Origin of the sequence: Flavobacterium sp. (genome assembly GCF_027482425.1) — a bacterium.
GTDB lineage: Bacteria > Bacteroidota > Bacteroidia > Flavobacteriales > Flavobacteriaceae > Flavobacterium.
Genome location: NZ_JAIXWA010000059.1, coordinates 1 through 13459, shown reverse-complemented (window position 1 = coordinate 13459; position 13459 = coordinate 1). Strand labels below are relative to the sequence as shown.

Annotated in this window: 13 protein-coding genes; 7 read left to right on the top strand and 6 right to left on the bottom strand. The window is 41.4% G+C overall.

From position 1 onward, the window contains the following. The first annotated feature begins 9 nt into the window (after nucleotides 1-9). The 5 genes from Q0037_RS08810 to Q0037_RS08790 all read left to right on the top strand — a co-directional run bounded on the left by Q0037_RS08810 (nucleotide 10) and on the right by Q0037_RS08790 (nucleotide 4540). Nucleotides 10-369 (top strand): hypothetical protein, encoded by a 360-nt coding sequence (locus tag Q0037_RS08810; RefSeq protein WP_297517270.1) that lies wholly within the window; start codon nucleotides 10-12, stop codon nucleotides 367-369. Nucleotides 370-380: 11 nt separating this feature from the next. Then, nucleotides 381-914 (top strand): YceI family protein, encoded by a 534-nt coding sequence (locus tag Q0037_RS08805; protein ID WP_297517269.1) that lies wholly within the window; start codon nucleotides 381-383, stop codon nucleotides 912-914. Between the two features lie 137 nt (nucleotides 915-1051). Beyond that, entirely contained in the window at nucleotides 1052-1540 is a 489-nt protein-coding gene (locus Q0037_RS08800; RefSeq protein ID WP_297517268.1) for an acetyl-CoA carboxylase biotin carboxyl carrier protein subunit, read from the top strand. Between the two features lie 5 nt (nucleotides 1541-1545). Next, on the top strand, nucleotides 1546-2988 hold the full coding sequence (gene accC, locus Q0037_RS08795; RefSeq protein WP_297517345.1) for an acetyl-CoA carboxylase biotin carboxylase subunit: 1443 nt from the start codon (nucleotides 1546-1548) through the stop codon (nucleotides 2986-2988). Between the two features lie 10 nt (nucleotides 2989-2998). Beyond that, nucleotides 2999-4540 (top strand): acyl-CoA carboxylase subunit beta, encoded by a 1542-nt coding sequence (locus Q0037_RS08790; protein ID WP_297517267.1) that lies wholly within the window; start codon nucleotides 2999-3001, stop codon nucleotides 4538-4540. Between the two features lie 92 nt (nucleotides 4541-4632). Here Q0037_RS08790 and Q0037_RS08785 read toward each other — a convergent pair whose 3' ends face one another. Together Q0037_RS08785 and Q0037_RS08780 are read right to left on the bottom strand one after the other, a co-directional pair. Next, on the bottom strand, nucleotides 4633-5322 hold the full coding sequence (locus Q0037_RS08785; protein WP_297517266.1) for a response regulator transcription factor: 690 nt from the start codon (nucleotides 5320-5322) through the stop codon (nucleotides 4633-4635). Next, nucleotides 5315-6580, bottom strand: a complete 1266-nt coding sequence (locus Q0037_RS08780) for a sensor histidine kinase KdpD (protein WP_297517265.1) — start codon at nucleotides 6578-6580, stop codon at nucleotides 5315-5317. Before Q0037_RS08780 ends, Q0037_RS08785 begins: the two co-directional genes overlap by 8 nt. Nucleotides 6581-6753: 173 nt before the next feature. Here Q0037_RS08780 and Q0037_RS08775 point away from each other — a divergent pair, with 173 nt between their 5' ends. Next, nucleotides 6754-7170: a DUF1573 domain-containing protein gene (locus Q0037_RS08775; RefSeq protein WP_297517264.1), complete on the top strand. Its 417-nt coding sequence runs from the start codon at nucleotides 6754-6756 to the stop codon at nucleotides 7168-7170. Between the two features lie 65 nt (nucleotides 7171-7235). Here the strand turns inward: Q0037_RS08775 and Q0037_RS08770 are convergent, their stop codons facing one another. From Q0037_RS08770 to Q0037_RS08755, 4 genes are all read right to left on the bottom strand, one after another. Then, entirely contained in the window at nucleotides 7236-7685 is a 450-nt protein-coding gene (locus Q0037_RS08770) for a hypothetical protein (protein ID WP_297517263.1), read from the bottom strand. Nucleotides 7686-7713: 28 nt separating this feature from the next. Continuing rightward, complete coding sequence (gene rimO, locus Q0037_RS08765) at nucleotides 7714-9015, bottom strand: 30S ribosomal protein S12 methylthiotransferase RimO (protein ID WP_297517262.1); 1302 nt, start codon at nucleotides 9013-9015, stop codon at nucleotides 7714-7716. Between the two features lie 109 nt (nucleotides 9016-9124). Then, nucleotides 9125-10657, bottom strand: a complete 1533-nt coding sequence (locus Q0037_RS08760) for an OmpP1/FadL family transporter (protein WP_297517261.1) — start codon at nucleotides 10655-10657, stop codon at nucleotides 9125-9127. 33 nt (nucleotides 10658-10690) lie between these two features. Beyond that, nucleotides 10691-11713, bottom strand: coding sequence for a hypothetical protein (locus tag Q0037_RS08755; RefSeq protein WP_297517260.1), 1023 nt, complete (start codon nucleotides 11711-11713; stop codon nucleotides 10691-10693). Nucleotides 11714-11814: 101 nt separating this feature from the next. On the opposite strand from Q0037_RS08755, the gene proS reads away from it, so the two are divergent. Then, the gene (proS, locus tag Q0037_RS08750; protein WP_297517259.1) at nucleotides 11815-13293 is read left to right on the top strand and encodes a proline--tRNA ligase; all 1479 of its coding nucleotides are present in this window, start codon (nucleotides 11815-11817) and stop codon (nucleotides 13291-13293) included. Nucleotides 13294-13459: the final 166 nt, after the last annotated feature.

Here is a 13459-nt window from a genome sequence, read left to right as displayed (position 1 = left end):
GCAATTGCTATGAAAACGAATTTTTTTAAATTGTCCCTAATCACATTCTTGTTCCTGGGACTTATAGGGTTACAATATGCTTGTGAATCGTCAACGTTTGAGGAAGCCTCAGGTATAGTTGCTAATCCTTCTTACAACAAAAATGTCAAACCTATTATGGAAAATAATTGTACAGGTTGCCATGACGGTGTTGACGAGTTTTCGTTGTTGACGTATGAAGAAGTAAAAGACATTACGCAAAATGGTACTTTATTGTGCCGAATTAAAGGGACAGCCTGTGGCGAAATCATGCCTCCCACTGGGAAAATGAATACCACCCGTATTGCCATTATCGAAAACTGGGCAACCAATAACTACCCATTGGATTAATATACATGGCTATGAAAAAGAATTTACTGTGTTTGCTATTCTTGCTCAGCGGAATGCTGCACGCCCAAAAAATGATTACGCGCACAGGTGTCGTTAAGTTTGATGCCACTGTCAATGGAGCTACCGACCAAGTGGCCGCGACCAACAATGCCGTTTCGGCGCTCTTGGATAAAAATAACGGCGACTTAGCCATCCAAGTGATGATTAAGTCTTTTCGTTTTAAAATTCCGTTGATGGAAGAACATTTCAACGAGAATTATATGGACAGTGATAAGTTGCCCAAAGCCACTTTTAAAGGAAAAATCGTTGGTTTTCAACCTCAAAATGGAACGTATGAAGTAGAAGGTGATTTGACGATTCATGGAGTGACTCAGAAAGTCAAAACCAAAATGACGCTGAAAGTAGAAGGAGCAAAAATTCATTTGGACGGAGCCTTCACGGTAAAGCTCAAGGATTACGATTTAACTGTTCCCGCCTTGGCTAAGAAAACCTTGTCCGAAACAGCTAAACTCACCGTAGATTTGACGCTTGAAAATAAAGCTTAAATAAACTACACTACAATGGTAAGGCGAACATCGGTTCGTCTTTTTTTTGACTTATACGTAATAAACAAATTAATTTTTTTTGTCATAGCGCAATCGATTTCGATTCCCTAAATTTACAATCCTAAAATGACAGCACTATGCAAAAATCCTATACCCTTTCTGTGCACACTGGGGCAACATTTGACCTTGACGAAAGTTCGTTGCAACACCTCGATGCCGTGGCCACGGGAACTCATTCGTTTCATATCTTAAAAAACAATCAATCCTATACTGTTGAAATTGTAGCTGCCGATTTTGTCGCTAAAAAATATACGATTAAGGTCAATAACAATACTTATGAAGTATCCATTGCCGATGGATTAGATCAATTGATCGGTCGTATGGGTATTGAACGCGGACGCCATAAAGTGGTTAATGCCATCAAAGCCCCAATGCCCGGTTTGATTTTGGAAATCAATGTGGAGGTTGGCGATGAAGTTCAAGAAAACGATCCACTTTTGATTTTGGAAGCCATGAAAATGGAAAACAGTTTTCTATCACCACGGGAGGGTAAAATTAAATCCATTGCTGTGGTGAAAGGACAAGCGGTGGATAAAGGCCAACTTTTAATTGAATTTGAATCATGAAAAAAATAACCAAACTATTAGTGGCTAACCGCGGAGAAATTGCGATTCGTGTGATGAAAACCGCCAAAAAGATGGGAATAAAAACGGTAGCTGTATTTTCGGAAGCCGATCGTAATGCACTCCATGTCAAATTTGCGGATGAAGCGGTGTGTATCGGACCCGCACCTTCAGCACAATCGTATTTAAAAGGAGATAGAATCTTGGAAGTAGCGCAATCGCTAGGTGTTGATGCCATTCATCCAGGCTATGGTTTCTTGAGTGAAAATGCGTCATTCTCCGCTTTGTGTGAGGAAAAAGGGATCATTTTCATCGGACCCAAACCCAAAGCCATCGAAATGATGGGAAGTAAGTTGGCGGCCAAAGAAGCCGTAATGCATTATGATATTCCGATGGTGCCTGGGGTTGACCATGCGATTGTGGATGTGGAAGAAGCGAAAAAAACCGCCAAGGAAGTGGGCTTCCCTATTTTAATCAAAGCCTCTGCTGGAGGTGGTGGAAAAGGAATGCGGGTAGTAGAACGCGAAGCCGATTTTGAAGCCCAAATGGAACGCGCCATCAGTGAAGCAACGTCAGCTTTCGGTGACGGATCGGTTTTTATTGAAAAATATGTGTCCAAACCCCGCCATATCGAAATCCAAGTAATGGCGGATAGTCATGGTAATGTGGTTCATGTATTCGAACGCGAATGTTCAGTACAACGCCGTCACCAAAAAGTAGTTGAGGAAGCGCCTTCTGCAATACTAACTCCTGAAAAACGCAAAGAAATGGGCGAAGCTGCCGTAAAAGTGGCCAAGGCTTGTGACTATCTTGGCGCTGGTACCGTAGAATTTTTACTTGATGAAAATCTGAATTTTTATTTTTTGGAAATGAATACTCGTTTGCAAGTCGAACATCCCGTGACCGAAATGATATCGGGTTTGGATTTGGTCGAATGGCAAATTCGGGTTGCCCGCGGTGAAGCCTTACCCATGAAGCAAGAAGACTTGCAAATTCAAGGTCATGCGATGGAATTACGCGTGTATGCCGAAGATCCCATGAACGATTTCTTGCCCAATGTGGGGAATCTTGAAGTATATCGCTTGCCTGAAGGGGAAGGAATTCGAGTGGATAACGGTATTGCCGAAGGAATGGATGTACCGATTTATTACGATCCAATGCTGTCGAAGTTGGTAACCTACGGTGAAACGCGTGAGGAGGCCATAGAAATAATGATTGAAGCAATTGACAATTATAGTGTAAAAGGAGTTGCCACGACGTTACCTTTTGGAAAATTTGTGATGCAACATGAAGCATTCCGTTCGGGGGAATTTGATACGGGTTTTGTGAAAAAATACTATGATGCCGAAAAGTTGAAATTACAATTGGATACTGAGGCCGAAATTGCAGCCTATTTGGCCTTACAACATTATTTGAACGATAAAAAAGTCTTACGCATTCCCAACGCTTAGTTACGATATTATGGAAGATAAAATACAACTATTGAATGAGAAAATCGCCTTGGCCCAATTGGGTGGAGGTGCCAATCGAATTGCCAAACAACACGAAAAGAAACGTTTAACAGCCCGTGAACGCGTGGAGTATTTGTTGGATGAAGGTTCGTTTGAAGAAATTGGATTGTTGGTAACCCACCGTACCACCGAGTTTGGGATGGATAAAGAGGTGTATTATGGTGATGGTGTAGTAACGGGTTACGGTACAATTAATCGCCGATTGGTGTATGTGTTTGCCCAAGATTTCACCGTTTTTGGGGGATCACTTTCTGAAACCCACGCGGAGAAAATCTGTAAAGTGATGGATTTGGCCATGCGTAATGGTGCCCCTATGATTGGCTTAAACGATTCAGGGGGCGCCCGTATTCAAGAAGGTGTGCGTTCGTTGGGAGGGTATGCCGACATTTTTCACCGTAATGTTCAGGCGAGTGGGGTGATTCCTCAGATTTCAGCGATCATGGGGCCCTGTGCAGGCGGTGCCGTGTATTCACCAGCGATTACCGATTTTACCATTATGGTGGAAAATAACAGCTATATGTTTGTGACGGGTCCGAATGTGGTGAAAACTGTAACGAATGAGGAAGTGACTTCGGAAGAATTAGGAGGAGCAAGTACCCATTCGACCAAGTCAGGTGTGGCCCATTTAACCTCACCCAATGGGGTGGAATGTTTGGAAGACATCAAACGCTTGTTGAGTTATATGCCACAAAACCACAAAGAGAAAACACCAAAGTTACCGTATACCTTAGGGGAAGAGTTGCGCGAACAGTTGGATACCATTGTGCCCAATAACGCCAACAAGCCCTATGATATGCACGATGTGATTAACGGACTTATTGATGAGGATTCCTTTTTTGAAATTCATAAAGATTATGCCGAAAATATTGTCGTTGGATTTGCCCGTTTGGCGGGACGAAGCATTGGTATTGTTGCCAATAATCCGATGTATTTGGCCGGTTGTTTGGATGTAAAGAGTTCGATTAAAGCCGCTCGTTTTACCCGTTTTTGCGATTGTTTCAACATTCCTTTATTGGTGTTGGTTGATGTTCCCGGATTCTTACCTGGAACGGACCAAGAATGGAATGGGATTATTGTTCATGGCGCTAAATTATTGTATGCCTTGAGTGAGGCGACGGTTCCGAAAGTGACTGTCATTACCCGAAAAGCCTATGGGGGAGCCTATGATGTAATGAATTCCAAACATATTGGTGCCGATATGAATTTTGCATGGCCTGGCGCAGAGATTGCCGTAATGGGTGCAAAAGGAGCATCGGAAATTATTTTCAAAAAAGAAATTAGTGAAGCCGCCGATCCCGCAGCAAAGTTGTTGGAAAAAGAAGCGGAATATGCCGAATTGTTTGCCAACCCTTACACGGCAGCGCAACGCGGTTTTGTCGATGAGGTAATTGTGCCCCGCGACACCCGTAGAAAGTTGATCAAAGCCTTTGCGATGCTGGAACATAAAGAAGTTATAGTACCAAACCGAAAACATGGAAACATCCCGTTATAAAAGAAAAACCTGCCAATTGTGCAGGTTTTTTTTTGAGTCTAATGAAATAGTTTTTGGCTTTTACAATAAATTAGTATTCAAAAACATTTCCCTTACGCCTCACAATTAAATTTAAATCCGATGCCGTGTAAGTTTTCAATGGTAATGCCGTCTTGTCCAGCAAATATTTTACGCAAGCGAGAAATGAAAACATCCAAACTTCGGCCCATAAAGTAATCGTCTTCGCCCCACAAGGCTTTTAGGATTTCTTCACGTTTAAGGACTTGATTTTTATGGTCTAAAAAAAGTTTTAGTAAATCCGATTCCCGTTGGGTGAGCGAAATGGTCTCCGTATCATTGAATACGCGATAATTGGCGGCATCAAATTGATAGGTTCCCACGGTATAAAATGGGCTTGGCGGTGGCGCTGCTTTTTTATGAGAACGACGTAAAAAAATATCGATTTTCAACATTAATTCCTCAATACTAAAGGGTTTTACCAAATAGTCATCGGCACCAATTTTTAGTCCCCGAATACGATCTTCCTTCAGGGTTTTGGCGGAAAGAAAAATAATGGGAATTTCTTGATTCTTTTTTCGAATGGCCTCTGCCAATTCAAAACCATCCATTTTGGGCATCATGATGTCTAAGATGCACAAATCGTATTCGCTCGAAAGGAAACCCTCCAAGGCCGCAGCTCCATCGGCAAAATGGTCTACGGCATAGAAATTTTCTAGATGATCTTTTGTAAGAAACGCAATGGTTTCATCATCTTCCGCATAGAGAATTTTGAAGTTATGCATAGTGTTTTTTTGGAATTTGAATCGTTATCGTCAGTCCGTGTTCTTTGTTATTTTGAGCGCTAATCTTCCATTGGTGTTGGATGCAAATTTTTTTAACATAAAACAATCCCAAACCAAATCCATTTACTTCATTGCTTTTTTGGTCCGCGACGCGATAAAATTTATCAAAGATTAAATTTAAATTTTTGGGTGCTACTCCAATTCCATTGTCTATAAATTGCAAACGTAACCCGAAGCGGTCTTCGTCAACTTGAATTTGTATTATCGGTTGTAAGTTGCAGTATTTAACAGAATTATCCAACAAATTATAAATGATGTTGGAAAAATGAAACCGATCAGCTTCAATAGTATAATCGCGTTCCGCTTGAATCGTCACGCTAACCTGTTCGTTTTTTAATTTAATGGTTTCAGCGGCTTCTTCTAAAAGCGGGAGTAAAGCCAATTTCTCGGGTTGAAGGGCTAGAGGGGATTCATCGCTTTTGGCAATGTTTAAAACTTTTTCGATATGGTGATTTAGTTTTTTACTTTGATTGATGATGATTTCGGTGTAGTCGTGTAATTTTTTTTGCTCGCGGATCACCTCTTGCTTGTTGAGGTAACTCGAAGCGAGTAGGATAGAGGAGAGGGGCGTTTTGAATTCATGGGTCATGTTGTTGATGAAGTCCCGTTGCAATTCGGAGTATTTTTTTTGTTGGATAATGGTATAAATGGAGTACACATACACCAAGAGTACAACCATTAAGGCGAAGGATAATACAAACCAAAACCGTAGCGAGCTTAATAAATACGACGTTTCATTGGGAAACCGCACGGCAAAATAATAAACGAGATTTTTGTGTTTCGGAAAATAGACATTATGGGTACTCGGTTTTTTATCGCTCATCGCTACGTAATTGCCATACACCATTTCATCGCTATTGCAGTTGTACATGGCATATTCAAAGTCGGTTGTGATGTTCATTTTGGCGAATTCTGTTTTCAGATAATATTCCAAAATATCGGGTTGAAAATCATTTTCAACATTCACAATGTAGTAGTCATTGGCTACTTTCTCTACGGGATTGTTGGGCGGTAATTCGCTATCTTTACCCTCATAGAGTTTTTTGACGACTTCCAAGAGTGCAATGTGGGCTTTTTGGGTGAATTTTTTTTCCTCCAAGCTAAAGGCTTCCCGTGTCCAAAGCAACTGAGCAATCAGAATGCCTAAGGTAGCAATCATGCCAAGAACGATGACGATATTGAGTTTTTTGGTCTTCAAAAGCAAAATATTGAGTCTCAAAATTACTTAAAAAATGGGTGGATACCGACTGTTAACAAGTCATTAACAAAGATTCGAGAGCGGTTAACAACCTACTATCGAAATTGGATTTACATTTGTATCATAGCAATTAGAAAACTTACTTTAATTATAAAACCAAAAATTCATTTCGTATGAAAACAGTAAAAATTACTTTAGCGGCTTTAGCCTTCGGATTGATGTCATTCACAACAGCGACCGTAATTGAGCAACCCACTACCGTTTCGGCCAAAGAGGCTTCTCCTGTAGTTTGGAAATCAGAAACTGTAGATGTAGGTGAAATTCCACAAGGAACTCCTAAAACAATCGAGTTTTCATTTAAAAACACAGGGACTAAGTCGGTATTGATTACCAATGTAAAACCTTCTTGTGGATGTACTGCAGCCGATTATACCAAAGAAGCCGTAGCACCTGGGAAAACTGGGTATGTAAAAGCTACCTACAATGCAGCTGCTGCTGGAGCGTTTGCCAAAACTATTACGGTAACCACCAATGCTGAAGAAACGCCAAAAGTGTTGACTTTTAAAGGAACTGTGATTGCAAAATCATAAGTTTTCGATATAAAGGTGATTAAGAAGAACGAAAAACTCCTGAGGTGACTCAGGAGTTTTTTATTTTAGGATCTAGTTTTCATAGCTTCCATCCTCTTTTGACGGTCTAATATGATTTCCTTAAATTTTTTCTTTTGTTCGTCATTCAGGAAGTTCATCACATTGCGTTCAGCCGTTTCATTAATGGCGCTAATTTCGCTCAGCTTTTCATCCTGTGCCATGTTTTCTTTTTTCATGATGGCATTGATTTTTTTGGAGCTGGCATCAAATTCTTTTTGAACAATGATCACTTGTAATTCGTCCAGTTTCAAATCGGTTTTTAATTTATCTACCGTTTTTTGGACCGATTCTAACCGTTCTTTTTCAAGTTGTTCCGGTGTCTTTTCACGAGACATTGGCGGTTGCATTCCCATACCAGAGCGACCCATGCCCCCCATACCGTTATTCATCATGCCCATTTGTGCCCAACCGGTGAGCGTTACGGTGCAACAAAATAGCAAAGCGATTTTTTTCATAATAACTTCGTTTTCGTAAAGATACAAATTATATCGGTTCTCCGTAAAGGTCAAATTCACTGGCGTCAAAAATACGTACCGTTGTAAATTCTCCTGTTTTTAAATAGTGTTGTGAGGCGTCAATCAATACTTCATTATCGACATCGGGACTATCAAATTCTGTGCGTCCTACGAAATAGTTCCCTTCTTTTCGATCGATGACACAACGAAACGTTTGACCGATTTTTTCTTGATTTAATTCAAAAGATAGTTGCGATTGAATATCCATGATTTCTTGTTGACGCGCCAATTTTATAGCTTCAGGGACATCGTCTTCTAGCGCATATGCTCCCGTATTTTCTTCGTGTGAATACGTAAAACAACCCAAACGTTCAAAGCGCATTTCGCTAACCCAGTCTTTCAAAATTTGGAAATCTTCTTCCGACTCGCCGGGATATCCTACAATTAATGTTGTACGAATGGCAATACCCGGAACAGCCTCTCGAAATTCTTTCAACAATCGCGTTGTTTTTTCCTGTGTCGTTCCACGTTTCATCGATTTTAAAATGGCATCAGAAATATGTTGCAATGGAATATCGATGTAATTACAAATTTTTGGTTCCCGTCGCATAACCTCCAAAACATCCATGGGGAATCCTGAAGGAAAGGCATAATGCAACCGAATCCACTCAATACCTTCAACGTTCACTAAGGCTTCCAAAAGTTCGGCTAAGTTTCTTTTCTTGTATAAATCCAATCCGTAATAGGTGAGGTCTTGGGCAATTAAAATCAATTCTTTAACACCATTTTTGGCCAATCCTTCAGCCTCTTTTACCAATTTTTCAATCGGTTGTGATATATGTTTTCCGCGCATCAATGGAATGGCACAAAAACTACAAGGCCGGTCACATCCTTCGGCGATTTTTAAATACGCATAATTTTTAGGAGTCGTAGTGAGTCGTTCTCCCAAAAGTTCATGCTTATAATCGGCACCCAAAGCTTTTAATAAAAGAGGCAATTCAGTAGTCCCAAAATATTGGTCAATGTTTGGAATTTCTTTCTCCAAATCAGGGCGGTATCTTTCAGAAAGGCAGCCAGTGACAAAAACTTTATCAACCACGCCGCGTTCTTTTTTGTCGGCGTATTCCAATATAGTATTTACCGATTCTTCTTTGGCATTATCAATAAATCCGCAGGTGTTGATAACCACAATATTGCCTTCTTGTTCATGTACCACCTCTTTACCGTTGGCACGCAATTGTCCCATTAAGACTTCACTATCATACGTGTTTTTTGAACACCCTAAGGTGATTACGTTGATCTTATTTTTTTTGACCGATTTGGTTCTCATAGTTTTTGAAAAATGGACTGCAAAATTAGGCTATTTATTTCAGTCTCAAAAAGGAAACAGCATAAAAAAAAAGCCATCGAACCGACGGCTTTTGTAGGGTATAGTAGAATTATAATTCAAAAAGAAGGGTCACAGAAATGTTGTCAAACACGGCACGACTGCGCGCTGTATCGGTCAATCCACGGTTGAACATTTGTTGGTTGAAATTTCGCCATCCGTGACTGTAAGATACATCCAAGCGTGTATCGCCAAAATTGTACCCTAACCCTCCCGAATAGGTCGTTAAGTTGCCCATCGTATAGTGGTTTTTATAAGGACTTTCAGACCAACGATACCCTCCACGAAGACTCCATTGTTTGTATTTGTATTCGGTTCCTAAGCGAATTTCTGTGGCCGCCTGTAATTGATTATCGATGATAGCATTTTCAGCACTAAAATCGCGTTGCGGTGTAAAGGTGTTGCCTTGGTAAAACTGTTGCGAGATATCCGCACTGATTAAACCGCGTTTGCCAAACAAAAAGACACCCGATGCCGTAACTCGATCGGCTGTACGCAAACGATAGGGCTCGAAAATCATGGTTACATTGGGATCCACAACAACTGAATTATACTGTGTGTTGTTGGCATCTGCATTGAGACCAAAACCCGAGGTAGCGATGTACTGACGTAATTCATCATTCAAGCGAAACCAAGTAGGGGATTGATAGGCAAGTCCCAAACGAGCATTTTTGTGTACTTTAAAAATGGCACCCAATTGTATTGAGAATCCGTTCCCGTAAGTGTACAAATCATTGTTAAAACGCACACGATCTACAGTGGAACCGGTGGGATAGCGGGGATTTGAATTGGCTTCAAAAAACGAAGTACTTTGGCGATAATCGACAAAATGAAAGTTCAAATTGATTCCGAGCATCAACCAATCTTGATATTGAGCTGACCCATTCACCGATAATTTACTTGAATATCCGGAAGAGTTGAGCAAAAAGCTTTGGGCATAATTTCCACCCGGAGCAATATTGGTAAAATAGGAAGTATTATTCGGATTATTACTTACGGGGTCAATGATGTAGGAGTTATACCCAAGATAGGCTTGTTGTTCGTTAAAAAATAACTCATCGAAGGAGAAATCATTTAGCGCCCCAAATGGAACTGCTTCAGAGGGATTTCTACCATTGGCAAAACTTAGGAAGTATTGGTCAATTGAATTATTGGGATTTACACCGCTAAGAAAAACAGAATTGTTCAAATTTTGCGTATTCTCATAATTTAAAGCTACAGCAAATTTATTCCAATCTGATTTTTTAAGAGGGTCTACAAAAACTAACACACCTCCCGCTTGATTGATATCAAAATGGTTATTATTTTCCCGTTGTTGGGTGCCAAAATAATTGGTGCGGTTGGTAGTGTTAAAATTGGTTAGGGTTGCTCCTGCTTGATTATTGCTGAAAATCACGGAGCCTGCTGGATTGACAGAAATGGCACTTAAATCACCACCTACAGCACCAAAAGCACCTCCCATAGCGCGAAATCGCGCCGTACCATTAAGGTCTTGCACCGAATATCGCAAGGCATCTTGAATGTCTTGGCTCCATCCAGAGGTCATTACCAATCCAGTGAAGCATAAGGCAAATATCTTTTTCATAGAAAACTAGTCTTTGTTTGTAAATGGAATATATTAACGACGACCACCGCCACCGCCACCAGAACGACCGCCACCGCCAAAGCCGCCACCGCCACCATAGCTACCGCCACCACCATAATTTGATCGAGAAGGAGTATAGCTTCGTGTGTTAGATTCACTACGCGTGGGTGTATTATTTTGAGTACTGTTGTTGCGCACGGAACCCGAATTTGTTGAGTTGTTGGGTCGTGTGTTGTTCGTAGAGTAATTTTGACGTACGCCACTATTCCCTCTAGTAATGTTTACAGGACGTACCCCATTGGTGTAATCTGCACGTCCGTTACGAACGGTATTGCCTCGGGTAAAATTATTGCTTCGGGTGAAACCATTATTGGTGCGTCCAATTCCACTATTACGGCCGTTAAGCGCAGAAGGGTTGCGGTAAATGGTATTGCGACGACCCCCATTGTAGGCAAAGTGGTTATTCCAACCTCCACCCCAGCCCCATCCGGGTCCGTACCAAGAGTTCCAACCCCAACCCCAACCGGGACCGTACCAGGAGTTCCAACCCCAGCCGCCCCAGCCGCCCCAGCCCCAGCCGGCATTCCAACCGAGACCCCAGCCGCCGTTCCAACCCCAGTTGTTCCAGCCCCAGCCGCCCCAGCCAGCGTTCCAACCAAGACCCCAGCCGCCATTCCAACCCCAGCCGTCATTCCATGAGTCATAGTAGTTGACGGTGACATTGGTAGCATTATTTCCCCAACCATTATAGTTGGAGGAAGCGGTGCGTGCCGCAGTGGTTTGTGTACTGTCTTGTGGCGTAGTATAATTTTCAACATCAGTAATTAATTCTTGACTCTCTTCGTTTAGAGAGCTGAAATAATTACGGTAATATTCATTGTTGCTATTGTCCTGTTGAGGAGCATTAGTACGAGTGGTTCCAGTACTACCATATACGCCATCGTTGTCGTAATAGGAAGAATTTTGATAGGAACCGCAAGAAGTGACCAAAATTCCCAAAGTGACTACTGGGAGCCAACGGAAATTACGGATTTGGGAAAGGAAATTAGTTTTCATATCTATAGCATTTTTATTGTCGGTCATTACAAAAATAGTTAGTTTTGCCGAACTAATTAGTTAAAATTTGATTAAACAATTTTTGTGCCAAACTGTTCATTATGAGTAAGAACTTAACAAAGCGAGAAGAGGATTATTCCAAGTGGTATAACGAGCTGGTGGTGAAAGCCGATTTGGCTGAAAACTCCGGTGTACGGGGCTGTATGGTGATAAAGCCCTATGGGTATGCCATTTGGGAAAAAATGCAGGCCGAGTTGGATCGGATGTTTAAAGAAACCGGTCACAGCAATGCGTATTTTCCTTTGTTTGTTCCCAAAAGTATGTTCGAAGCTGAAGAAAAAAATGCAGAGGGATTTGCGAAAGAATGCGCCGTAGTAACGCATTACCGTTTGAAAGCGGATGAAACCCAAAAAGGAAAACTTATCGTTGATCCACAAGCTAAACTAGAGGAAGAATTAGTCGTTCGTCCTACTAGTGAAGCTATTATTTGGTCTACGTACAAAAATTGGATTCAATCGTACCGTGATTTACCGTTGCTTATTAATCAATGGGCGAATGTAGTGCGTTGGGAAATGCGTACTCGTTTGTTTTTGCGTACGGCTGAGTTTTTATGGCAGGAGGGACATACGGCACATGCTACCCGTGAAGAAGCTATTGCCGAAACCGAACAAATGATGCAAGTGTATGCCGATTTTGTCGAAAATTTCATGGCAATTCCCGTAATTAAAGGAGTGAAAACAGCCAACGAGCGTTTTGCTGGGGCTGAAGAAACCTATTGTATTGAAGCGTTGATGCAAGATGGAAAAGCATTGCAAGCAGGGACTTCACACTTCTTAGGTCAAAATTTTGCACAGGCATTTGATGTAAAGTTTGCTAACAAAGAAGGTAAACAAGAGTATGTGTGGGGAACCTCCTGGGGTGTCTCAACCCGCTTGATGGGAGCATTGGTAATGACACATTCGGATGATAATGGGTTGGTTTTGCCACCTAATTTAGCGCCGATTCAAGTGGTTATTGTTCCGATTTACAAAAGCGAAGAAGAATTAGCTGCCATCAGTGCAGTGGCTCATGAAATATTGGCGGCTTTACGCAAATTGCGTATTTCGGTTAAGTTTGACGATCGTACTACGCAAAAGCCAGGCTTTAAATTTGCTGAATGGGAGCTCAAAGGAGTGCCTATTCGTATGGCAATTGGCCCCAAAGATTTAGAACAAGGAACGGTGGAATTGGCTCGAAGAGATACGTTAACCAAAGAAGTGGTTCACCGCGATGGGGTAGAAGCCTACCTTGTTGATTTAATGGAAACTATTCAGCAAAGTTTGTATCAAAAAGCGTTTATGTACCGCGATAGTCATATTACTAAGGTGGATAATTTTGATGAATTCAAAATGGTTTTGGAAGCAAAAGGAGGCTTTTTGGCTGCCCATTGGGATGGTACACCAGAAACGGAAGAAAAGATAAAGGAATTAACCAAAGCAACCATTCGTTGCATTCCTCTGGACCAAGAAAAAGAGGCTGGAAAATGTGTGTTTTCAGGGGCGCCATCTAGCGGTCGTGTCTTGTTTGCCAAGGCCTATTAAAAAATATAAAAAAGTTTAAAAGCGGACTTGCACGTGTAAAAAATAGTTGTATTTTTGCATCCGCATTTGAGCAGTAGGCCCGTTCGTCTATCGGTTAGGACTCAAGATTTTCATTCTTGCAAGAGGGGTTCGATTCCCCTAAGAGAAACAAAAAAAACAAGTTTAG

Coding starts and splice junctions, on each gene's coding strand:
- Q0037_RS08810 (WP_297517270.1), top strand. CDS start 10: ATGAAAACGAATTTTTTTAAATTGTCCCTAATCACATTCTTGTTCCTG.
- Q0037_RS08805 (WP_297517269.1), top strand. CDS start 381: ATGAAAAAGAATTTACTGTGTTTGCTATTCTTGCTCAGCGGAATGCTG.
- Q0037_RS08800 (WP_297517268.1), top strand. CDS start 1,052: ATGCAAAAATCCTATACCCTTTCTGTGCACACTGGGGCAACATTTGAC.
- Q0037_RS08790 (WP_297517267.1), top strand. CDS start 2,999: ATGGAAGATAAAATACAACTATTGAATGAGAAAATCGCCTTGGCCCAA.
- Q0037_RS08785 (WP_297517266.1), bottom strand. CDS start 5,322: ATGCATAACTTCAAAATTCTCTATGCGGAAGATGATGAAACCATTGCG.
- Q0037_RS08775 (WP_297517264.1), top strand. CDS start 6,754: ATGAAAACAGTAAAAATTACTTTAGCGGCTTTAGCCTTCGGATTGATG.
- Q0037_RS08770 (WP_297517263.1), bottom strand. CDS start 7,685: ATGAAAAAAATCGCTTTGCTATTTTGTTGCACCGTAACGCTCACCGGT.
- rimO (WP_297517262.1), bottom strand. CDS start 9,015: ATGAGAACCAAATCGGTCAAAAAAAATAAGATCAACGTAATCACCTTA.
- Q0037_RS08760 (WP_297517261.1), bottom strand. CDS start 10,657: ATGAAAAAGATATTTGCCTTATGCTTCACTGGATTGGTAATGACCTCT.
- Q0037_RS08755 (WP_297517260.1), bottom strand. CDS start 11,713: ATGAAAACTAATTTCCTTTCCCAAATCCGTAATTTCCGTTGGCTCCCA.
- proS (WP_297517259.1), top strand. CDS start 11,815: ATGAGTAAGAACTTAACAAAGCGAGAAGAGGATTATTCCAAGTGGTAT.